We start from the raw sequence: 21,564 nt of genomic DNA, 5'->3' as shown, positions 1-21,564 counted from the left end.
CAACGCTGTGCGTCACGCGGTTCCGCGAATCAGCCCGCTCATCGGCCGCGTCGCACCGCTTTCCGCGAACAGCGCGGACGCGGTACGGCGCGGATCGAGCCGCAGGCTGTCGGCGGCGGCGCCCGAGATCAGCGCGTCGAGCGACGCGGTCGGTTTCAGGTCGCGCCCTTCGTACAGGTCGCCCGGCCTCAACCCCGGCCAGTCGGCGATCACGCGGCCGCCCGCGACCGCGCCGCCCGCCAGCATCGCGACGGATGCCTGCCCGTGATCGGTGCCGCCCGTGCCGTTCGCGGCCGCCGTGCGGCCGAACTCGGTAGCGACCAGCACCGTGGTCTGCTGCCACGCGGGCCCGAGGCCGTCGCGCAACGCGGCGAGCATCGTGTCGAGCGCTTTCAGCTGATTCGCGAGCCGTGCGTTCTGCGCGCTGTGCGTGTCCCAGCCGCCCGTCTCGATCATCGCGATGCGCGGGCCGTCGTCGCGCGCGAGGAACGTCGCGGCGAGCTTGCCGACGCCCGCCGGATCCTGTCGCGCATGCGCATCGCCGGCGAGGCCGCGCGCGTCCATCGCCGACTGCCACAACGGGCCGAGCTGCGCATCGGCCTCGTAGAGCGCCGACACGCGCGCGAGCAGGTCGTCCGGCGCGGCCGGCAAACCGGACGGCGCGTACGACGCGGCCTGCACGGTGCCGCGCAACGCGAGCGGCACGGTCGGCGCGAACGCGATCGCACTTTCGCGCGTGGCCGGCAGCAGCGCGGCGAGCCGGTTCAGCCAGCCGTCCTTCACCTGGTACGGCGCGCGGCCGCCCGTCTCGAGCACGTTCTGCCCGTCGAAATGCGAGCGGTCGCGATACGGCGAGGCAATTGCATGGACGAACAGCGCCTGCCCGTCGCGGTACAACTGCGCGGTCTGCACGAGCGACGGATGCAGCGCGAACGTGCCGTCGAGCCGCGTCGCGGCCGACGTGTCGATCGCCAGCGGGCCGCGCAGCGACGCATACGCGGGCTCGGCATACGGGACGACGATGTTCAGGCCGTCGGCCGCGCCGCGCTGGATCACGAACACGAAGCGCCGATCGGTCTCGACGTTCGCGAACACGATCCGCGGTGCGACGAGGATCGCGCCTGCGCCGGCGGCGGCCACGCTCAGGAATTGTCGGCGGGACAGTGACATGGTCATCTCCGTTGGAAATCGGGTGAGACGAGCAACAGCGCGAGCGACGTGGTCGCGCTTTCGGCGCGCGACAGCGCGGTCGCCGTCGGCGCGCTCAACGAACCGGCGAGCAGCGTGTTGCCGAGCGTGCGCGGGTCGAGCCGGTCGCCCGTGCGCGCGGCCAGCCGCTGCGCGAGCTCGACGCGGCGCACGAGTGCGTCGGGCGCGGCCCAGCTCGCGGCCACGTCGTCGTAACCGGCCGGCGAGCCGGGCCGCCACACCGGCTGGCCGAGCTGCGCGAGCAGCGGCGCGGCCTTCAGGTCGCCCGTTTCGCGCCAGCCGAGCCCGCGCAGCGCCGACACGGCCCACTCCCACGGCGTCTTGAACTTGCGGTTGACCGGCGACCATGCATCCGTCGAATCGACGAGCGCGCGATAGACGGTCGGCAAATCGCCGCCGCTCGCGTCGAACGCGCGGGCCAGCCGGTCGGTCAGCGCGGGCGGCGGATTGTCGGCGACGAAATGACGGGCCAGCTGGAACGCGATGTGCCGGCCGGTCGCCTCCGCATGCGCGAGGTCGTGCAGGATCGCGCGCGCCTGCGCTTCACCGGGCTGGTCGTAGCTGCGGCCCATCACGGTACGCACGCCGGGCTCGTGCAGTTTCGGGCGAAACACGAACGCGCCGGGCGCCGCATCGCCGGGCTGCGGGCCGCGTCCGCCGGCGATGCTCCAGCCGGTCAGCGCACGCGCGAATTCCGTCACGTCGGCCTGCGTGTATCCCGTGCGTACGCCGAGCGTGTGCAGTTCCATGATTTCGCGCGCGAGATTCTCGTTGAGCCCGCGCCTGGCCGACGGATTGCGTGCTTCGGCACGCAGCGCGGCCGGGCTGTCGGGGCCGACCGAGCGCGCCTGGTCGAGGAAAAGCTGCATCGCCGGATGCTGTTCGACGGCGACCAGCATGTCCTCGAAACGGCCGAGCACGTGCGGGCGGATCGCGTCGCGTTCGAACGCACCCGCGTAGGCCGCCACCGGTCCCTTGTCGACCGATACCGCGAAATGGTTCGCCCAGAAATGCACGAGACGCTCGACGAACGGTGCGGGCGTATTCAGCGCACTGTTCATCCGCGCGACGACCGCGCTGCGATACGTGTCGTTGCCGTCGCGCCGGATCGACTGCTCGGTCGCGCGCTTCGTCGCCGGATCGTTGGCCGTCATCGCATTGCGTGCGTTCGCGAAGCGTGTCGCGAGCGTGACCGCGTCGGGCTCGCCGGCCCATGCGGCCGGCCGCGCGTCGTAACGGTCGAATTGTGCGACGAGCGCTGCCTTCGGGTTCGCCGGCGGCGCTTCGTCGGCCCGCGCGCCGAGACCGAAACGGTTCAGCGCGATGGCGGCCGGTGTGATGTCGTTCGGGTGGTCCATGACAGGGCTCTCGCGATGCGTACCCGTGTTTAACGTGGGTCGGCGGGAAATCCGTCGCTGGGGAGACGAATATTTCCGGTGCGTCGCGCGGCCTTGGATGCGTGCGTGTTGCCGCTCGAATGCCGGTCGCGGATTCGGCTGATCAAAGTCGCGAATCGGTGGGTCGCTCAGCGGCCGTATCGGGGTCCCGCGTCCCTGCGAAGGACGGGCCTGTTTCGACATTCGGTTAGCCGGCTTTCACTTGCCTGACCGGCCTCGATCTCAGCGGAAGGCTCGCCGACCGCCCCACCCGGACGCTTGCCGTTCCCGGAAAGCCACCTAGACTCAATGAAAGGTATCGCCCCCGCGTCACGGCGTTTTGCCGTCCCGACCCAGCGACCACTACGATGCCCACTCTTCCCGTCAGCTTGCGTGCGCGGTTTCGTTGCGTCGGTTCGATGCGTCCGCACTCGCACTGGATCCGTGCGTGGCTGCTTGCCATCGCGCTGACGCTGCCCGGCTATCCGGCCCATGCGCAGAATGCGCCCAAGGTCGTCGACATCCCGACGCGCCCCGGCGTGACTCAACGGATTCTCTTCATCGCACCCGACGCACCCAAGGCAGCGGCCATTCTCTATGCCGGCGGACATGGCGGGCTGCAACTGGAACCGTCCGGACAGTTCGGATGGGGCGCAGGCAACTTTCTCGTCCGCACCCGGCAGCTGTTCGTGAATGACGGCATCGCCGTCGCGGTCATCGATGCACCGAGCGACCGGCAATCCGCGCCCTACCTCAATGGCTTTCGACTGTCGAAGGAACACGCCGACGACGCACGCGCCGTGATTGCGTGGTTGAAGGAGCAACTCCATGTACCGGTCTGGCTGGTCGGGACGAGCCGCGGCACGCAGTCCGCCGCCGCCATTGCGGTTGCGCTGGCCGGCGGCGGCGGGCCCGACGGTCTCGTGCTGACGTCCACCATCCTCCGCGAAGAGCGAGGCGGGACCGCGGTTACGGACATGAACCTTGCCAGTCTCACGATTCCGGTGCTCATCGTTCATCACCAGAATGACGGCTGCAAACATTGTCCGGTATCCGAAACGGATACGCTGCTGAAGAAGCTGGAGCAGTCTCCGAAAGCCGAACTGATGATCGTGTCGGGCGGCACGTCCCGGGGCGACCCGTGCGAAGCCTTTGCTTATCACGGCTTCAATGGCCTTGAGAGCGGTGTGGTCGACGCGATCTCCGCGTGGATGCTGGCGCGCTGAACGGGCGCGCCGCGTAGCGAAGTCGAAGCTGCTCCTTGCGATCCTTTGTCGAAGCTCAGCCTGCAAGCATTGCCGACCCACCTTCGGCGTACGCGTTGCGCATCACCGAAAAGGCACGCCGCCGCACGTTGCCCGTGCGGCGTTGGCTTACTTGCTCGCTGCGTCGTCCTGCTTCTTCTGCCACTTCGCCGGCAGCCGCCAGTTCCCGCTGCGCCGCAACCCGTCGACGAACTTCGCGCGCTCGTCCGGCGTCAGCGTCGCCGCGAAATCGACGACGCGGCGCTCGACCTGCGCACGCAGCGCCGTATCGGCCGCACGCGTGCGGTCGAGCGCCGCGTCGATCGCCGTGCGATCGAGTTGCGGCGCGGCGAGCAGGTCCAGCACGGTGATCCGGTCGTCGCGCCCTTCCCGCGCGAAATCGCGGCCGTCCTTGCGCGCCGCCTTCAGCGCCGCCACGAATTCCTGCTGGCGCGCGTCCGGCAATTCGTCCGCGGCGAAACGCAATGCGGTGTGCGACGCCGGTGCGCCCGCGGCCCGCAGGTCGCGATGCGTCGAAAACCACTGATACGCACCGCCGCCGATCGCGCCGAGCATGAATACGTTCAGCACGACCGACCCGACGAGGACGAATTTCCAGCCACGCTCACTCATTCATCACTCCAGTCCACGCTCGGCCCACCGAACGTCGTTGTCAGATAGCCCGGCTCATGCGCAGGCGGCACGCTGCCGAGCATCAGCATCGACACGGCCACCGCACCCGCGAGCGCGCCGGCCAGGCCCACGCCCGCGAATGCCGCGCCCGACCACCACACGGCGCCCCGCGGCCGCGCGCGCCGCGGGGCCGGTGCCGTCGCGACGATGCGCTCGACGAGCGCCGGCGCGGGCGGTGCGACCGTATCGTCGGCGAGCCACGCATCGAGTTCGGCGGCATCGTCCAGCGCGGCCAATGCGTCGCCCGGATGCGCGCGCGCCCATGCCTCGGCGGCCGCGCGCTCGCCGTCCGGCCAGCGCCGCGCATCCGAGCCGTACGCGGCGACGATGGTACGAAATCGTTCGGGTGTCATCGGATGTCCTCGCTAGGTGAGTCGCCCGCCAGTTGCGCGCGCAAGTTTCGCCGCGCACGTGCAAGCAGGCTTTCCAGCGCGTCGACGGTAATGCCCATCAGGTTGGCCGCCTCCACGTTCGACATTTCCTGATAGTACTGGAGCACGAGCGCTTCGCGCTGCCGCGCCGGCAACGCCGCGAGCGCCTGCCGCACGCGCGCGTCGCGCGAGCGGGTCTCTGCACGGGTGGCCGGCTCCGGTTGCGGATCGGGCACATCGGGCAACACGTCGACCGGCTCCTCGCGGCGGCCGCGCAAGCGGTCGTAGCACAGATTCAGCACGACGCGATGCAGCCACGTGTCGAACCGTGCCTCGCCTTCGCGCCAGCCCGGCGCCTGTTTCCAGATCCGCAAGAACGTCTCCTGTGCGACGTCCTCGGCTTCCGTGCGGTCGCCGAGCATGCGCGTCGCGAGTGCGAGCAGCCGCGGCAGCTTGCGCGCGACGAGCATGCGCACGGCCGACGCGTCGCGCGCGCCGACCCGTGCGACCAGGGCCGCGTCCGGATCGCCGTCGCTCAACGCGGGGCGCTCCAGCGCATCGCGCGTCTGTGCCGCGGCGCGATCGTTGATGCGCCCGCCGGCAGACTCAAGCTCATCGTCGTGCTCTCCTTGCATGCGCCGCGCCATTACCCGGCCCCGCCCCAGTGGCGGTTCGGGATCGCCGCGCGCATCGCGCACGGCCTCGGCAAGGTCCGTTTCATCGGCATCCGTTTCAGGCTGCATGGCGATCGGGTCGATCGGGTGCCGGCCGCCCGTTTGCGCGAGCGGCGGCCGGCGTGCTCAATATACGACGACCGGCGCGGGCCGGTAATAGACCGGACGCGCCGGCACCACGACACAGCCGGCCAGCACGACAACTGCGGCCGCGAGTATCACCACGGTTCGAAAAGGCATGGCTGCTGCGCCTCATGACGTTGCGGGAAAGCGCCGCCGCGCCGGCATCGCGTGCCGTGCGGCGGCATGCGCATCAGGCCCAGTGACCCGGCACCCAGCGCCAGGCCGGGCCGCGCGCGGCCCAGTGGCCCGGCACCCAGTGATAGCCGACGCGCACCACTTGCCAGTGGCCCGGAATCCACACGTAGCGGCCCTGCCGCCAGTGCCAGTGGCCCTGGTCCCACACGTAGCCCGCGCGCGGCGCCGGCATCACTTCGACGCGAGGCGCCGGCGGCGCGTAAGGCGCGACGATGACCGCCTGCGCGAAGGCGGCCGACGCCGCCAGCGCGGCCACGCATGCCGCTGCGAACCGCAATGGAATGGAAAGCTTCATGCAAGACTCCGAAGTAGCGGGTATCGACCGGAAGCGGCCGTTCATGCGTTAAACGGCGCGGGCGAACGGAATCCGTCGCGGAGTCTGCAAATAAATTTCGGTCGGACCGGATGCGCGCCGGCACGGGCCGGATGCCGTGATGTGCACACGCGGACAGTCGCCGACACGCGCGCGGGGTTGCCCTGCTGTCACAACCCGGCAAAACTGCCCTTCGACAATGTCTCGCACCGGGATCCCGCTCGTTTCCGGCTCACGCACTGGCCGCGCTCGCGCATGGCCAGGCGGTTCCACATCTCGCGTCTCCACCCACGAAAACACCGACCATGTCGAACCAGGACAACTCCCCGATCCAGCCGAACGAGCCGGCCGCGTCCGTGTCGCGTCGCGGCTTCCTGAAACTTGCCGGCGTATCCGGCCTCGCCACCGCCGCCGGTGGCCTCGCGGCAGCCCGGGCCGCCGCGTCGAACCCGGACGGCACGCCCGAACAGGTGCACCTGACGTGGGGCAACGACCCGACGTCGGAAGTCGTGATCTCGTGGGCCTCGCTCGCGCCGGCCGTCAATCCGCGCGCGCGCATCGTCGCCGACGGCGAGCCGGCGCGCACCGTGCACGGCGTCCAGCGCGTGTACACCGACGGCCTGAACGGCGAGACGGTATTCGCGTACCACGCGCGCGTGCACGGGCTGAAGCCGAATACGCGCTACCGCTACGAGATCACGGCCGACAACGACAGCAACGCCGCGCAGCCGTTCTCCGCGAATTTCTCGACCGCGCCGCGCGGCCGCGCGCCGTTCCGCTTCACGAGCTACGGCGATCTCGCGACGCCGAACGGCGCGTGGGTGCTGTCGTCGCCGCAGAGCCGCTTCGCGGTGCAGGCTGTCGAGCAATTCCAGCCGCTGTTCCACCTGCTGAACGGCGACCTCTGCTACGCGAACCTGAACCCTGCGCACCAGCCCGAGGTGTGGCGCGATTTCGGCAACAACAACCAGACGTCGGCCGCGAATCGTCCGTGGATGCCGTGCCCGGGCAATCACGAGATCGAGTTCAACAACGGCCCGCAGGGGCTCGACTCGTATCTCGCGCGCTATACGCTGCCGGAGAACGGCACGCGCTTCCAGGGCCGCTGGTACAGCTTCCGCGTGAGCTCGGTGCTGTTCGTCTCGCTCGACGCGGACGATGTCGTGTACCAGGACGCCGCCGCGTTCGTCGGCGGCCCCGCACCGCTCGTGCCGGCCGCGAGCACGGGCCGCCCGCCGATCGAGCCCGGCACGTCGTTCTACGTGCGCGGCTACAGCAACGGCGAGCAGACGCGCTGGCTCGAACACACGCTGCGCCATGCCGCGCATGACGACGACATCGACTGGATCGTCGTGCAGATGCATCAGGACGCCCTCAGTTCGTCGAAGACGGGCAATGGTTCCGACAAAGGCATTCGCGAAGCATGGCTGCCGCTGTTCGATCGCTACGGCGTCGACCTCGTGCTGTGCGGCCACGATCACGACTACGAGCGCAGCTACCCGGTGCGCGGCTGCAATCACCGCGCGGGTGTCGATGCGACGACCGGCGAAGTCGTCGAGACGCTGCAGCCGCGTCCGGTCGGCTCGAACGACCCGGACCGCACGACGTTCGACACGAGCCACGGCACGATCCACCTGATCCTCGGCGGCGGCGGCACCAGCGCGCCGCTCGACGTGTATGGCGAGAACCCGGCGACCGGCTTCGCGCGGGCGAAGGTGTTCACGAAGCCGAACCGACCGGTGCCGGGCACGGCGCCGAATACGTTCGTGCGCGCGCCGGCCGATGCGCTCGAGGATGCGATCTGGTCCGCGCGCCGCGATACGGGCACCGGCTACGGGATCGCGGTGTTCGACCACGACCCGGGCAAGCCGGGCGGGCACACGACGATCACGATGCGCTACTACCACGTGCCGGGCGCCGACCAGCACCCGACCGCCGACTACGAACTGTTCGAGACGATCGAACTGAGCAAGAAGCGGCGCGAGCGGTGATCGGGCGGGCGCCCGTTGCGGCGGGCGCCTGATGCGGTGCTGTCAGGGCGTGTTGCGGCTTGGCACGCGTTAGACTGCCCGCCTCGCCCACCGGCCCATGCAGATGAGTTTCGAATACCGGATCCACACGACGCCGTCGGCCGACGCATTCGATGCCATCGCGAATGCGTTGCGGCAAGCGAATGACGACATCGACATCGATCCCGACCGACGACAGCTTGAAGTCCGTGGCGATGCTGGCGGCTGGCCGCTGATCGGCCTGTCGACCGACGCAGACGATTTCTTCCTGGTCACGACGCGCGGACCGACGCGGGACGCGATGCTCGGCTCGATTAGCTTCGCGTTGTCCGCACTCGGCGCGGCTTGGCGCATCGCCGACGCGTGACGGGTTGCCGCGTGACGCCCATGCGCCCGGATGATCGGCCTCAAGCGCAGGGCTGATCACCGCCGACGCCACTGCTCGATCTCCGGCACCCCGTTAAACTACGCGCCTCCGTCCGCACTGGCCGTTCCGCATGCCGAATGCGCGCGTGGCTCATGCAGGCGGACCCGAATCACCCGAAATCGAATTTGAATGTTGAAACAGGCAGGAAGCATGAAGCGCAAGAACAAGGCCACGCTCGCCGGGCTCGGTGCGGTGTTGTTGTGGGCCTCCGTGGTCGCCCTCGTTCGCGGCGTGAGTGAAAGCCTCGGCGCGACCGGCGGCGCCGCGATGATCTATACGGTCGCATCCGCGCTTCTGCTGTTGACGATCGGCTTCCCCGATCTCAGCAAATTCCCGAAAAAATATCTGCTCTGGGGCGGGCTGCTGTTCGTCGCGTACGAGCTGTGCCTGTCGCTGTCGATCGGCTATGCCAGCAACGGCCAGCAGGCGATCGAAGTCGCGATGGTCAACTATCTGTGGCCGAGCTTCACGCTGGTCGCGGCGATCGTGTTCAACAAGCAGCGCGCCAACCTGCTGGTCGTGCCCGGCGTCCTGCTGTCGATGCTCGGGATCTGCCGGGTGCTCGGCGGCGACCAGGGGCTCGACCCGGCCGGCATGCTGCACAACGTCGCGGACAATCCGCTGAGCTACGGCCTCGCGTTCTTCGGCGCGCTGATCTGGGCCGGCTATTGCACGGTGACGGCACGCCTCGCCGACGGCAAGAACGGCGTCACGCCTTTCTTCATGCTGGTGGCGCTGGCGCTCTGGATCAAGTTCGCGATCGAAGGCGGCGGCGGCATGACGTTCAGCCTGCATGCGGTCATCTACATCGTGCTGGCGGCATCGGCGCTGGGGTTCGGCTATGCGGCCTGGAACACCGGCATCATGTACGGCAACGTGACCGTCATCGTCGGCGCGTCGTACTTCACGCCGGTGCTCGCCGCGCTGCTCGCCGCGACGCTGCTGCATGCGCCGCTGTCGATCGAATTCTGGCAAGGTGCATTGATGGTGTGCGGCGGGTCGATCCTGTGCTGGCTCGCGACGCGCAGCCGGCGCCATGAAAAAGCCGCACCTGTCCCGGTCGGCAACGAAGCGCAGGGCAACTGCCAGGGCTGACGATGCCGGGCGCTTGCGTTGCGATGCCGCTTGAGAGCCCCCCGGCGATCCTGCATACCGCCAATCATTCGCGCTAGCGCGACTCCAGTGCGATACGCACGGCCAGCCCGGCCAGCACCGTACCCATCAACCAGCGCTGGGCCGACGCCCAGACCGGCCGCCCCGCCAGAAAGCCCGCGATGCCGCCTGCCATGCAGGCAATCAGCGCATTCACGCTGACGCTCACCGCGATCTGCACGCAGCCGAGCGCCAGCGATTGCACGAGCACGCTGCCGTGCCCCGGCGAAATGAACTGCGGCAGGAGCGACAGGTACATCACCGCGATCTTCGGATTCGCGAGGTTCGTGACGAAGCCCATCGTGAACAGCCTGGCACGGCTGTCGGGCGGCAGTTGCCTGACCTGGAACGCCGAGCGACCGCCCGGCCTCAACGCCTGCCAGGCGAGGTACGCCAGATAAAGCGCACCGGCGAAACGCAACGCGTCGTACGCATACGGCACGGCCATCACGAGCGCGGTGATGCCGAACGCCGCGCACACCATGTAGAACACGAACCCCAGCGCGACGCCGCCGAGCGACACCAGCCCGGCACGGCGCCCCTGGCAGATCGAGCGCGACACCAGGTAGATCATGTTCGGCCCGGGTGTCAGCACCATGCCGAGCGACACGAGTCCGAAAGCAAGCAAGGTGGGCAAGGCCGGCACGGCAATCTCCTTCGGGACGAAGCGGTCAGGGGCGAGTTCGAACAATGTATTGCATCTCGAATGCCACCGGCTTGAATAAACTTCAAGTCGCCCATGAGCGCTGTTCATCGCTGAAGCCGCTCGTCACCGGGCCTTTCTTGCACGCGTGTTGACCGCCTTCGCCGCCTTCGCGCGTTGCGCGTCGACGAGCCGCACGAATTCCTCTGCGACCGCGTTGCCGGCCGTATTCCACGACAACCGCACCGAGCGATGCAGCCTGGGCGACAGTTCCAGCACGCGGCCGCCGAATTGCGTGTACGTGAGCGTGATGCGCGGCACGATCGACACGCCCATGCCGGCCTCCGCCATCGACAGAATGGTGCGCATCTCGACCACGTTGAACGCGGCCCGCAGCGGCACCCCGCCGCGCGCGAAGTAATCCGCGATCACCGGCCCGCATCCTGCCTTCGAGAAGATGAACGGCGCCGCGGACAACTGCTTCGCCGACACGCTCTTGCGGCCGGCGAACATGCCGTCGGCCGCCACCGCGACAAAATCCTCGTCGAGCAGCGGCAGAGTGTGTGCGAACGTCTTCGTGCCGGCCACCACGCCGACATCGGCCGTACCGTCGTCGATCCACCCTTCCACTTCGCTGTCCGTGCCTTCGAGCAGCACCGCCGACACGCCCTGGTGCATTTCCTTCAACGCCTCGAGCGCGGGCACGACGAACGCCAGCGACACGCTCGGCAACGACGCGACCACCAGCTTCCCTTCGAGCTTGCCGCGCGACAGGCTGAACTGCTGGCGCAGCAGCTGCGCTTCCCGCACCACGTTCTGCACGTACGGCCACAGGCGTTCGCCCGCCGCCGTCAGGACGACCGGCTGCCGGTCGCGCCACAGCAGCTTGACCTCCGTGAGGTCTTCCAGCTCGGTCAATGCATGACTGATCGCGGATTGACTGCGGCTCAACCGATCGGCCGCGGCCGTGAGCGACCCGAGTTCGACCACGGCCGCCAGGGCCTGCAACTGGGCCAGCGTCATCGATGCCTCCTCGTTCAAAGATATGAGAACTTCACATGAAACGACAAACTGTCATGAATTATATTGAACCGCGGAAATGATCACGTCGACGCGCCCCGTGACGCGCCACAGTCCGTGCCGAATGTCCTTCGCGACGCTCAGGTAAGATGCACCGTCGAACCGCCCATCGATTGCCCGCGGCCCCGGCCGCACAACGGCGCGACGCCACGCGATCGACTTCCGGTTCAAGCCAATCCAGAACACACGCGTGCCAGACACACGCGACCGCCACGTGCGCCATCGACAGCGCTCGCTGCCGGATATGCCGCGACATGCCATTCCATGATGCATTTCAATCTGACTGAAGGGGTGCTGGTCTCCAGCCTGCAGGGGCTCAGCGCGTTCGAGCTGGCCGGCATCGCCATCGCGCTATTGCTGGGCGGCATGGCCAAGGGGATCACGGGCATCGGCGTGCCGCTGATCGCGATGCCGATACTCAGCCAGTTCCTGCCGATCCGGCATGCGGTGCTGCTGTTGTCGATGCCGATCATCCTCGGCAACATCCCGCAGGCGCTGGAAGGCGGCCAGCTGCTGGCGACGGCACGCAAGATCGCCGCGCCGATCGCGGGCACCGTGATCGGCAATATCGTCGGCGTGGCGATCCTGCTGTCGCTCAATCCGGGCCACGCGCAGGCGGCGTCCGGCGCACTGCTGATCGTGGCCGCGGCGCTGATGCTCGCCGCGCCGAAACTCAACCTGCCGGACGCATGGCAGAAGCCCGTCGGCTTCGCACTCGGCTTCGGTGCGGCGCTGATGGAAAGCATCGCGTCGGTTCCCGGCCCGCTGCTCGCCACCTACCTGATTTCGTCCGGTGCAACCGGACGCGTCTTCACGAAGCAGATCGCGATCATCCTCGTGGTGTCGATCGTCACGCTGATCACGACGTTCAGCGGCGCCGCGCACGCGAGCGGCGCCGACCTCGCGATCTCGGCCGCAGCCAGCCTGCCGGCGATTGCCGGCATGTGGCTCGTTCGCCCGCTGCGGGACAAGATGTCGCCGAAGATCTTCCGGATGGTCGTGCTGCTGTTCGTGCTCGTCGCGGCATCGCAGATGATCTGGAAATCGGGCGTGTTCCGGCACGGTGGCTCGCACGTTAGCCAGATGAACAACGCACACACGGGCAAGAACTGAGAGACGGCGCGAAGCCGTCGATCGCGCATGCGTTCTGAAAGCTGCGAAGCGTAGTATTCGCGGACCCGGCGTATCGCCCCGCCCGACGGGTCGAACGATACGTCACCGATGTTGCTGCTCGCTCACTGATGCCCGCATCGGCGCGGCCACGCTTTCAGAGGCATGACATGGAAACCTACGTATTGCTCGGCTGCGGATTGGGCCTTGGCCTGTTGATCGCCGTCTGGGGCATCTGGCAACTCAAGTAACGCGTGCCCGCCCCGTCCACGCGCAAGCTATTCGTATGGAGACGAACGGGAAACTGTAGTTTGCATCCGCATTCGTCACCCGACTACTTCGCACTCCGATTCAGCTATCCGACAGCGTCGGCTACCCGCGTTTGCTTCCGTTCGAAAGCAAACGTGAACGCGCGGCATCGAAGCGCGTGCACTCGGCCTTGAGCCAGTCCGAAAACGCCTCGGTACGCGGATCGTCGGGATGGCGTGACAACAGCATGTAGCGCGCCGGCGCACGCACGTGCTTGCCGAAGACATCCACGAGCCGCCCGCTCGCGATCTCGTCATGCACGAGCGCGGCGCGCCCCATCGCGACACCCTGATGGTTCAGCGCGGCCGTGATCGCCAGGCTGGAGAAGTTGAACTGCGGGCCGTCAAGATCGGCCGCCCACGCCGGACGGACTGCCTCCAGCCACGCGCGCCACTCCACGAACTCGGGCGCGCCGCCCCACGGCGCGGCGTCGTGCAGCAGGACGACGCCATCCAGCGATTCGCCACGGGCAAAGGCCGGATGCTGCGCCAGATACGCCGGTGTGGCGACCGGAAACAGGATTTCGTCGAGGATGGCCTCGGCATGCAGCCGATCGTATTGCACCGGGTCATAGCGCACCGCCACATCGATGTCGTCGGTCTCCATGGCCTGGCGATCCAGCACCTGAAACTCGGCCTTCACGCGAACCGGCACGTTCGGCTGCTGCCGGTGAAATTCGGACAGGCGCGGCATCAGCCACTGCAGCGCAAGCGACGGCAGGCAGCTGACCTGCAGCGGGGCATCCGACGTGCCAAGCGCCTGAAGCGTGCGGTTGATGTCGACGAACGCGCTCGACATCGTCCCGAGCAGGATTGCGCCCTTCTCGGTCAGCTTCAGTCCGCGCGCCTGGCGCACGAATAGCGGATAGCCGAGCCGGTCCTCCAGGTTCCGGATCTGCTGGCTCACGGCGCTTTGCGTCAGGTTGAACGCCTGTGCCGTCTTCGTGAAGCTCAGCAACCGGCCGGCGGTTTCAAAGCAGAGCAACGCACCCAGGGTCGAACCGTCGAGTCGCATAGGTATCAGTCAGGCTAATGGATCCATTAGAAATCGGCGCTTTCGCGCAGGCGTCCCGGATCGTAGCATTCCGGCCACCCCTCACGTTTATCCAGCGCAAGACCGATCCATGACCCTCACGCTCCTGCCCGACGATCTATTAGCCAAACTGCAATCCCGCCATCCGCTACTGTGGCTGAATCCCCATGCCGGCAGCCCGTTGCCGCACGACGCGCCCGGGCTCGGCGCCATTGCGATGGCCGAAGCGCGGCTGGCGCGCTGCGAACCGCTGGTGGCCGAGCTGTTTCCCGAACTCGCGGCAAGCGCGGGAAAAATCGAATCGCCGCTGATGCCGGCAGACGACCTGCCGCGCAGGCTGTCGCTGCCGGCAGGCGCACACGGCGCCTGGTTCATCAAGCGCGACGACGCGTTGCCGATCGCCGGTTCGATCAAGGCGCGCGGCGGCTTTCATGAAGTGCTCGCACTCGCGGAGTCGATCGCGATCGAACACGGGTTGCTCGCCCCCGCGGGCGACCGGCGGATCCTCGCATCGGCCGCCGCACGCGAACGGTTCGCCGCGCACACCGTCATCGTCGGCAGCACCGGCAATCTCGGCCTGAGCATCGGCGTGATGGCCGCCGCGCTGGGGTTCGAATCGGTCGTGCACATGTCGACCGACGCGAAACCGTGGAAGAAGGCGCGCCTGAGAAAGCGTGGCGTTCGCGTGATCGAACATGACGGCGACTATGCGCAAGCCGTCGCGGCCGGACGCGCGCAGGCACGCGATCAGCCACGCAGCCACTTCGTCGACGACGAAGGCTCGCTGATGCTGTTCCTCGGCTACGCGGCCAGCGCCCGGCATCTCGCCGCGCAGCTCGCCGACGCGGGCCGCCGCGTGGACGCGACGCATCCGCTCTTCGTTCATATCCCGTGCGGGGTCGGCGGCGCACCGGGCGGCATCGCGTATGGCCTCAAGGCGCTGTTCGGCGAGCACGTGCATTGCTTCTTTGCCGAACCCGTCGCGTCGCCGTGCATGCTGGTCCAGCTGGCCGCCGGCCCCGGGAAGCCCGTGTCCGTCTACGACGTGGGGCTCGACAACCGGACCGAGGCCGACGGCCTGGCCGTCGCACAGGCATCGCACCTCGTCAGCCCGCTGATGGCGTCGCTGCTGTCCGGCGTGTTCACCGTCAGCGACGCGCAGCTCTACGCGCAGTTGCTCGCGGTTCAGCGCGCGACGGGCGTGGAACTCGAACCGTCGGCCGCCGCGGCCGTCAGTGGCCCCGGCTGGCTGACGGCGTCCCCGGCCGGCCGCGACTTCGTGCGTCGCCGCGCGATCGACCTGCGCCGGTCGACGCACGTCATCTGGGCGACGGGCGGCTCGCTCGTGCCGCCGGAAGAGCACCGACGCTTCCAGTCGCATGCGAAAGCGCTCGCCGGTGTCGCAACCAACACGTGACGCTTCGGGGCAAGCGTTCAGCCCCGCTCCCGAAGACGCGTTAGACTGTCCCGATGGAACAATGCCGTTATTGCCAGAGAATCCGCGATGAATGGGATTGCCACGGTGACGAATGCCGCCGGGCAATTGCCAAGGCGCTGCGCCGGCAGCGCGCGGGCCTGCCCATGGTGCCCGATCGCATCCGCAACGAACTGCCGTCCGGCGCGCCGACCCAGCAGGTGATCGCCGTGCTGTCGCGCCAGCGCCTGCGCGCGCGCCGCGGCAACGAAGAACGCCGGGAGCGCAAGGAAATCGACGACGACGTCTGATCCGCCAGCGTCACAGTGCGTCCCCCTCTCCGCCCGCGCCTTCGCCGCCGCGCGCCCGTCCGTGCGTGCGCGCGCATCCGCCGCCCGTTCCCTTGCAAATCCGGCAACGTCGATTAGGGACGGAAGGCATTTATCTCGAAATTATTGCCCCGGCTGCAACGATCTTTCGCCGAAACTCACGTTTACCCTAGGTCGACCGACGCCTACGATGTAATCAACCGCTTACGACATGGTGTCGAACGCGGAAAGCCAAAAACATCGGAGGTCATCATGAAATCGCTCGTTTCCGCAATCGTTGCTGCTGCCGCCCTGTCCGCCTCGTTCGGCGCCTTCGCCCAAAGCACCGTGACCCGCGCTCAAGTGCGCAATGAACTGGTTCAGCTCGAAAGCGCCGGCTACAAGCCGAGCCAGTCGAGCCCGTATTACCCGGCCGACATCCAGGCCGCGCAAGCCCGCGTGCAAGGTGCCGACAACAGCGGCTACGGTGCGCAACCGGCCGCGACCGTCCAGGGTGGCGCACCGGCCGTCAAGGCGCAAAACCCGCGCGACTCGGTCTACTTCGGCCACTAAGCAAGCCTGCCGCCGCGCGCCTTCGCGCGCAGTCCGCAAACGCCACGAGCCCGTCTTGCGACGGGCTCGTGGCGTTTGCAACGCGTGGATCAGCGACCGGCTGCAACCGGTCACCGGCCGCCGCCCGACGCGACCCGGCCGGCCGCTTCGTCCGTCCCGCTGCCGGCGCCGCTCCCGTTGCCGACCAGTTCCTGATAGCGCACGAACGCGCGCTGCGCGGACGCCTTCGCCGCGTACATCGCCGCATCGGCCTTGACGAGCAGTTCCTCGGCCGACGCACCGTCGGCCGGAAACTCGCTGACGCCGATACTCGCGCCCACGGCCACCCGCCGGTCGCCGAACTCCAGTTCCTCGTCCATCACGCGCTGGATGCGCGACGCGACGTCGCCGATCACCGCCGGTGAGCGCACGTCCGTAACCAGTACGATGAATTCGTCGCCACCGAGCCGCGCGACCATGTCGCCGCCACGCAGCACGAGGCTCAGCCGCTTGGCGACCGCGACGAGCGTGCGGTCGCCGGCCGAGTGGCCGTGCTGGTCGTTGATCTGCTTGAAGCGGTCGAGGTCGACGAACATCACGGCCAGCCCTTCGTGCAGCGCGGCCGCACGCCGGATCGCGGCATCGAGATGCTCCATGAACAGCAGGCGATTCGGCAGTTCGGTCAGCGCATCGTGCCCGGCGAGGTGCGTGAGCTCCAGCTGCTTCGCGCGCAACATCGCGACCTGCGTGCGGATCTCGACGCGCATGCTGTCGAAACAGCGCGCGAGCACGCCGATCTCGTCGGCACGCCCAACCGGCAACTGCTCGGTGGCCGGATCGTCGAACACGTGCGTCGCGGCGCGCGCGAGCGTCTGCAGCGGCCGCGTGATCGCACGCGCGAACAGGATCGCGAGGATCACCGCCATCAAGCTCGACACCAGCACCATCCGGACGATCCGCTCGCCAAGCATGCCCGCCGGCGACAACACATCCGCCAGCGGGCGCCCCATCCCGAGCACGACGAAGCGGTTGCCCTCGTCGTGCCCGAACGGCGTGCGCACGAACGCGAACATCTGGCCCGGCGCCGCGGCGGGGTCGGCCAGGCCATTGAGGGTAACGTTTGCGCGCGCACTGTCGAACAGCGCACGCGTGACGGCGAAGCGGTCCTGCATCAGCACGCGCCGGCCGCGATCGAAGCCGAACGTCTGCGTCGGATCGGGATGCACGAGGAAATCGCCCCACTCGTTCGCGAGGTACACCGTGTAGTCTTCCGGCAGATCGCGCTCGAGCCGGTCGAACACGCGCGACAGCTCGACGTCGACGACGAGCGCCCCCACCGTCTGGCCCGACGCGTCGACGACCGGCGTGCCCACGCGCAGGATCGGCAGCCCTTCGGCCGCGTGCGCCCCAGTCTCGTGGTTGATCACGATCGGCGACAGGTAGATATGACCGGGCGCCGTGGCCAGCGTATCGAATACGTAGGAAAACTGTCCTTTCTCCTGCAACGCACTGTCCGGCAGGACGACGATGCCATGCGCATCGCGATCGACACGGATGCGTTCGAGGCCGAAATCCCCGCGCGCGATCAGGCGGACCTGCAGGTACTCCGGGTGATTTCTCATGAAGCTGTAGAACACCTGCTCGAGCCGCGCGCGTGGCGCGCCATCCCGGTTGCCGCCGCTCGAGACCCGTGCACACGACGGCAACTGTGCGAGCACGAGCGCATCGTCCGAGACGTCGGACAGCGCCGTGGTGAAGCGCTGCCCGAGCAGTTGCGTCGACATCAGCAGGCTGTGCTGCGCTTCCTGCACGAGCATCGTGCGGTTCGCGCGATACGCGTAATAGCCGGTCGTGCCGGACGCGATCACGCCGATGCAGGCGAACAGCACCGACAGTTTCGACGTGAGCCCGAGCCGGATCATTTTCCGAAACGCTCCGGCCGGTCGCCCGACACGATGCGGCTCCACAGCGATTCGCGCCGCGCGATGTCCTCGACGGGCTGGAGCCAGACGAGATGCTGGTGCCCGGTGTCGAGTCCCGGCGGCGACGCGAGCGTGTTCGCGAGGCCCTGGCGTTCGGTCAGCAGCGCGCCGATCGCCGGTTCGAGCATGTAATTGATCCACGCGAACGCGAGCTCCGGATGTTGCGCGCCGCGCGTGACAGCCCAGCAGTCGAGCCACGCGAGCGCGCCTTCATCCGGGATCACGTAGCCGACGTCCGCGCCGGCCCGTCGCAGCAGTTCGACCTGTTGCGTGCCGTAGTTGCCGAACATCAGCGCCGCACGATGCTGGACGAACAACGCGGTCGCCTCTTCAGGAAGGGTGTAGTACGTCAGCAGGTTGCGGCGCAGGTCGATCAGCTTGTGCGCGACGGCGAGCGTCTGCGCGGGCGACAGGCGAAACGGATCGGGAAAGCCGAGTGCCAGCGCCGTGAACGAAAAATTGTGCTGCGCGCTGTTGAAGTCGAGCACCTTGCCGCGATAGCGCGGATTCCACATCTCCCGCATCGAGCGCGGCGCGGCCGGCACCTGCTTGCGGTCGTAGATCAGCCCCATCGACGAATACGTGAACGGAATCGCATACGGGGCGCCCGCTTCAACGAGCCCGTCGATCGCCGCGAGTTGCTGGAAGTTCGGCAACTGCCGCCGCCGGTTCGGGATGCGCGGCAGGTCGATCGGCGCGAGCAGGCGTTCGTGCGCATAGCGCTGGATCTCGGCCGTATTCGCGGCCAGCACGTCGTACGGCGGTGGCGCCGCGCTGTGCATGCGCGTCCACAGTGCTTCGTCGGAGTCGACGAACGTGACTTCGACGCGGACGTGAAATTGCGCCTCGAACGCACTGACGACATCGTCGTCCGCATAGCCGGGCCATGCGAGCACACGCAGCACGTTGTCGTTGACGGTTTCGGGAGAGGCGGCGAACGCGGGGGGAAGCACGGAGGCCAGTAAGCCCGCCGTCAAAATGACAAGCAGCCGGCGCACGGCGAACCGTACGCATGTACGTCCGCCGATTCCCCTGATCAATTGGACCCCGTGTGAATCGCCCGGCTGCATTCGACTGTCCTTTTTTGAGTCGATGCGATATCCCGCAACAAGACCATAAAACCTACGGTCATGCAATCGGAAGAAGCCGTACAACGGGGCCGCGCGCGCCAACCCTCACCGCCGTATGACGGTAACGTTACGCCGGCCTGTTCCCTCTGACGGAACGCGCGTCAGCGCCACGCCTGCGTGAATTCCGCGATCACGCGCGACAGGTGTGCACGCATCGCGTCGCGTGCCGCCGTTGCGTCGCGCGCCATGATCGCCGCGAAGATCCGCTGGTGATCTTCCTGCGACGCCTCGCGCAGCGCGGTCGAGTGAAAATGCTCCTCGATCTTGTCCCACAGCGGATCGCTGCGCGCGCAGTCCCACATCGCGGTGACCATGTGCAGCAGCACCGTGTTGCCGGTCGATTCCGCGATACGCAGGTGGAACTGGCGATCGGCCGCGTCGTACGCGACCTTGTCGTCCATCTGCTCGCGCATCGTCGTCAGCGAGAAGAACAGCCGGTCGAGATCCGCGTCCTTGCGTTCGGTCGCCGCGAGCGCCGCGACTTCCGCCTCGATCAGCCCGCGGGCGCGCAGCGTCTCGATCGGCCCCGGGCCGCGCGGCACCTCGAACGTCACCGGCCGCGCGGCGTCGGCCGCCGATACGTAGATGCCCGAACCGATTCGCACCTCGACGATCCCCTGCACCTCGAGCGCGATGATCGCCTCGCGCACCTGCGTGCGGCTCACGCCGAACTGGTCGGCCAGGCTGCGCTCGGACGGCAGCCGCGCGCCGGCCTCGAACGCACCGGCGGCCACCATCGCGTGAATCTGCCGCGCAAGGCCGATATAGGAGCGGTCCGCGGCATCGGTATCGCGGCTGGCGGGCAGGCTGGAAAGATCGGTCATCGAAAGGCTCGCAACAGGCTGGCCGGCGCCGTCGCGGCACCGAATCGCCAAAATGGTACACCAATTTCGGGCCGCCTCCGATTCGGCGAGGTGGCCGGCGCGACGCATGCCTTTCCTGTGATGCGCTGACACCCCGATTCCACCTCGACAACTGGTAAACCACTATCCCGCACAACTGGCATACCAATCATAATCCGCACACCGGAGACGGGGCCGGCACGCTGCCGCCCGTTCGTCCGATGTCACAACCGCCAGCCAGGAGCCGCGCCAGTGAAGATGTCTTTCCGTTGGTATGGCGAGTCCGATCCGGTCTCGCTGCAATACATCCGCCAGATCCCGGGCGTCACGCATATCGTGTCCGCGATCTACGACGAACCGGTGGGCGCAGTCTGGCCCGCGCACAAGATCGACGCGCTGAAGGCGACGATCGAGCGCGCCGGCCTGCAGTTCGAAGTCGTCGAGTCGGTGCCCGTCCATGAGGACGTCAAGCTCGGCAAGCCGGGCCGCGACCGCCTGATCGACCACTACCGTCAGACGATTCGCCATCTCGGCGCGGCCGGCGTGCGCGTGATCTGCTACAACTTCATGCCCGTGTTCGACTGGACGCGCACCGAGCTGTCGAAGACGCTCGACGACGGCTCGACCTGCCTCGCGTTCAGCACCGATGCGGTCGACCGGATCGATCCGGACGACGGCATCGCACTGCCGGGCTGGGATTCGAGCTACCGGCCCGAACAGTTGAAGGCGCTGCTCGCCGAGTATCGCGACGTCGACGAAGCCGCGCTGTGGGCGAACCTCGAATACTTCCTGAAGGCGATCATCCCCGTCGCCGAGGAAGCCGGCGTGAAGATGGCGATTCACCCCGACGATCCGCCGCGCCCGATCTTCGGGCTGCCGCGCATCGTGAAGAACCGCGACGATCTCGCGCGGATCGTGCGCATCGTCGACACACCCGCGAACGGGCTGACGCTGTGCTCGGGCTCGCTCGGCGCAGGCCCGCAGAACGATGTCGAGGCGCTCGTGCGCGAATTCGGCGCGATGGGCCGCATCCACTTCGCGCACATCCGCAACGTGAAGGTCGACGCGAACGGCGATTTCGAGGAAACCGCCCACCTGTCGAGCTGCGGCTCGCTCGACATCGCCGCGATCGTGAAGGCGTACCACGACACCGGCTTCACCGGCTACGTGCGCCCCGATCACGGCCGCATGATCTGGGGCGAGACGGGCAAGCCCGGCTACGGCCTCTACGACCGCGCGCTCGGCGCGGTCTACCTGAACGGCCTGTGGGAAGCGCTCGCGAAGTTCGACCGCACGCCGTCGCACGCCACGCGATAACCCGCCCATCGAGGCCGCCGGCGCTGCGGATCGCCGGCGGCCCGTCACGACATTCCGCG

At 67.9% G+C, this 21,564-nt stretch carries 21 protein-coding genes; 9 read left to right on the top strand and 12 right to left on the bottom strand.

Annotated features, from left to right (window positions below; genetic code table 11):
• Nucleotides 1–12: 12 nt before the first annotated feature.
• Together CFB45_RS21895 and CFB45_RS21890 are read right to left on the bottom strand one after the other, a co-directional pair.
• Nucleotides 13–1,176, bottom strand: a complete 1,164-nt coding sequence (locus tag CFB45_RS21895) for a DUF1501 domain-containing protein (RefSeq protein ID WP_174972527.1) — start codon at nucleotides 1,174–1,176, stop codon at nucleotides 13–15.
• Nucleotides 1,173–2,567 carry a DUF1800 domain-containing protein gene (locus CFB45_RS21890; RefSeq protein WP_089427344.1) on the bottom strand — a complete coding sequence of 465 codons (1,395 nt, stop codon included), beginning with the start codon at nucleotides 2,565–2,567 and terminating at the stop codon, nucleotides 1,173–1,175. Before CFB45_RS21890 ends, CFB45_RS21895 begins: the two co-directional genes overlap by 4 nt.
• Before the next feature lie 386 nt (nucleotides 2,568–2,953).
• Here CFB45_RS21890 and CFB45_RS21885 point away from each other — a divergent pair, with 386 nt between their 5' ends.
• Entirely contained in the window at nucleotides 2,954–3,811 is an 858-nt protein-coding gene (locus CFB45_RS21885; RefSeq protein ID WP_254600172.1) for an alpha/beta hydrolase, read from the top strand.
• A gap of 147 nt (nucleotides 3,812–3,958) precedes the next feature.
• Here CFB45_RS21885 and CFB45_RS21880 read toward each other — a convergent pair whose 3' ends face one another.
• From CFB45_RS21880 to CFB45_RS21865, 4 genes are all read right to left on the bottom strand, one after another.
• On the bottom strand, nucleotides 3,959–4,462 hold the full coding sequence (locus CFB45_RS21880; RefSeq protein ID WP_089427342.1) for a periplasmic heavy metal sensor: 504 nt from the start codon (nucleotides 4,460–4,462) through the stop codon (nucleotides 3,959–3,961).
• Nucleotides 4,459–4,875 (bottom strand): hypothetical protein, encoded by a 417-nt coding sequence (locus tag CFB45_RS21875; RefSeq protein ID WP_089427341.1) that lies wholly within the window; start codon nucleotides 4,873–4,875, stop codon nucleotides 4,459–4,461. Before CFB45_RS21875 ends, CFB45_RS21880 begins: the two co-directional genes overlap by 4 nt.
• Nucleotides 4,872–5,636, bottom strand: coding sequence for an RNA polymerase sigma factor (locus CFB45_RS21870; protein ID WP_089427340.1), 765 nt, complete (start codon nucleotides 5,634–5,636; stop codon nucleotides 4,872–4,874). The genes CFB45_RS21875 and CFB45_RS21870 overlap by 4 nt, the downstream gene beginning before the upstream one ends.
• 244 nt (nucleotides 5,637–5,880) lie before the next feature.
• Nucleotides 5,881–6,180: a YXWGXW repeat-containing protein gene (locus CFB45_RS21865; RefSeq protein WP_089427339.1), complete on the bottom strand. Its 300-nt coding sequence runs from the start codon at nucleotides 6,178–6,180 to the stop codon at nucleotides 5,881–5,883.
• 323 nt (nucleotides 6,181–6,503) lie between these two features.
• Here CFB45_RS21865 and CFB45_RS21860 point away from each other — a divergent pair, with 323 nt between their 5' ends.
• The 3 genes from CFB45_RS21860 (at nucleotide 6,504) to yddG (ending at nucleotide 9,729) form a co-directional block, all read left to right on the top strand.
• Nucleotides 6,504–8,189 carry a purple acid phosphatase family protein gene (locus CFB45_RS21860; RefSeq protein WP_089427338.1) on the top strand — a complete coding sequence of 562 codons (1,686 nt, stop codon included), beginning with the start codon at nucleotides 6,504–6,506 and terminating at the stop codon, nucleotides 8,187–8,189.
• 97 nt (nucleotides 8,190–8,286) lie between these two features.
• Entirely contained in the window at nucleotides 8,287–8,574 is a 288-nt protein-coding gene (locus CFB45_RS21855; protein WP_089427337.1) for a hypothetical protein, read from the top strand.
• A gap of 210 nt (nucleotides 8,575–8,784) precedes the next feature.
• The gene (yddG, locus tag CFB45_RS21850) at nucleotides 8,785–9,729 is read left to right on the top strand and encodes an aromatic amino acid DMT transporter YddG (protein WP_144025219.1); all 945 of its coding nucleotides are present in this window, start codon (nucleotides 8,785–8,787) and stop codon (nucleotides 9,727–9,729) included.
• Between the two features lie 73 nt (nucleotides 9,730–9,802).
• Here yddG and CFB45_RS21845 read toward each other — a convergent pair whose 3' ends face one another.
• Both CFB45_RS21845 and CFB45_RS21840 read right to left on the bottom strand, forming a co-directional pair.
• Complete coding sequence (locus CFB45_RS21845; protein WP_089429082.1) at nucleotides 9,803–10,432, bottom strand: LysE family translocator; 630 nt, start codon at nucleotides 10,430–10,432, stop codon at nucleotides 9,803–9,805.
• Between the two features lie 123 nt (nucleotides 10,433–10,555).
• The gene (locus CFB45_RS21840) at nucleotides 10,556–11,452 is read right to left on the bottom strand and encodes a LysR family transcriptional regulator (RefSeq protein WP_089429081.1); all 897 of its coding nucleotides are present in this window, start codon (nucleotides 11,450–11,452) and stop codon (nucleotides 10,556–10,558) included.
• A gap of 321 nt (nucleotides 11,453–11,773) precedes the next feature.
• Here CFB45_RS21840 and CFB45_RS21835 point away from each other — a divergent pair, with 321 nt between their 5' ends.
• Nucleotides 11,774–12,622 (top strand): sulfite exporter TauE/SafE family protein, encoded by an 849-nt coding sequence (locus CFB45_RS21835; RefSeq protein WP_089427335.1) that lies wholly within the window; start codon nucleotides 11,774–11,776, stop codon nucleotides 12,620–12,622.
• A gap of 369 nt (nucleotides 12,623–12,991) precedes the next feature.
• Here CFB45_RS21835 and CFB45_RS21830 read toward each other — a convergent pair whose 3' ends face one another.
• Entirely contained in the window at nucleotides 12,992–13,942 is a 951-nt protein-coding gene (locus CFB45_RS21830; protein WP_089427334.1) for a LysR substrate-binding domain-containing protein, read from the bottom strand.
• A gap of 109 nt (nucleotides 13,943–14,051) precedes the next feature.
• Here CFB45_RS21830 and CFB45_RS21825 point away from each other — a divergent pair, with 109 nt between their 5' ends.
• From CFB45_RS21825 to CFB45_RS21815, 3 genes are all read left to right on the top strand, one after another.
• The gene (locus tag CFB45_RS21825) at nucleotides 14,052–15,377 is read left to right on the top strand and encodes a D-serine ammonia-lyase (RefSeq protein WP_089427333.1); all 1,326 of its coding nucleotides are present in this window, start codon (nucleotides 14,052–14,054) and stop codon (nucleotides 15,375–15,377) included.
• Between the two features lie 53 nt (nucleotides 15,378–15,430).
• Nucleotides 15,431–15,685, top strand: coding sequence for a hypothetical protein (locus tag CFB45_RS21820; protein ID WP_027791787.1), 255 nt, complete (start codon nucleotides 15,431–15,433; stop codon nucleotides 15,683–15,685).
• A 270-nt stretch (nucleotides 15,686–15,955) separates the two neighbouring features.
• Complete coding sequence (locus CFB45_RS21815) at nucleotides 15,956–16,255, top strand: DUF4148 domain-containing protein (protein ID WP_089427332.1); 300 nt, start codon at nucleotides 15,956–15,958, stop codon at nucleotides 16,253–16,255.
• 110 nt (nucleotides 16,256–16,365) lie between these two features.
• Here the strand turns inward: CFB45_RS21815 and CFB45_RS21810 are convergent, their stop codons facing one another.
• From CFB45_RS21810 to CFB45_RS21800, 3 genes are all read right to left on the bottom strand, one after another.
• On the bottom strand, nucleotides 16,366–18,156 hold the full coding sequence (locus CFB45_RS21810) for a bifunctional diguanylate cyclase/phosphodiesterase (protein WP_089427331.1): 1,791 nt from the start codon (nucleotides 18,154–18,156) through the stop codon (nucleotides 16,366–16,368).
• Nucleotides 18,153–19,286: an ABC transporter substrate-binding protein gene (locus CFB45_RS21805; RefSeq protein WP_089427330.1), complete on the bottom strand. Its 1,134-nt coding sequence runs from the start codon at nucleotides 19,284–19,286 to the stop codon at nucleotides 18,153–18,155. Before CFB45_RS21805 ends, CFB45_RS21810 begins: the two co-directional genes overlap by 4 nt.
• A gap of 161 nt (nucleotides 19,287–19,447) precedes the next feature.
• Nucleotides 19,448–20,170 carry a FadR/GntR family transcriptional regulator gene (locus CFB45_RS21800; RefSeq protein WP_089429080.1) on the bottom strand — a complete coding sequence of 241 codons (723 nt, stop codon included), beginning with the start codon at nucleotides 20,168–20,170 and terminating at the stop codon, nucleotides 19,448–19,450.
• Between the two features lie 270 nt (nucleotides 20,171–20,440).
• Here CFB45_RS21800 and uxuA point away from each other — a divergent pair, with 270 nt between their 5' ends.
• On the top strand, nucleotides 20,441–21,505 hold the full coding sequence (gene uxuA / locus CFB45_RS21795; protein WP_179255087.1) for a mannonate dehydratase: 1,065 nt from the start codon (nucleotides 20,441–20,443) through the stop codon (nucleotides 21,503–21,505).
• Nucleotides 21,506–21,564: the final 59 nt, after the last annotated feature.

The sequence above is a fragment of the Burkholderia sp. HI2500 genome (genome assembly GCF_002223055.1).
GTDB lineage: Bacteria > Pseudomonadota > Gammaproteobacteria > Burkholderiales > Burkholderiaceae > Burkholderia.
The sequence above is the reverse complement of the archived record's forward strand: the minus strand, read 5'-3'. Positions and strand labels throughout refer to the sequence as shown.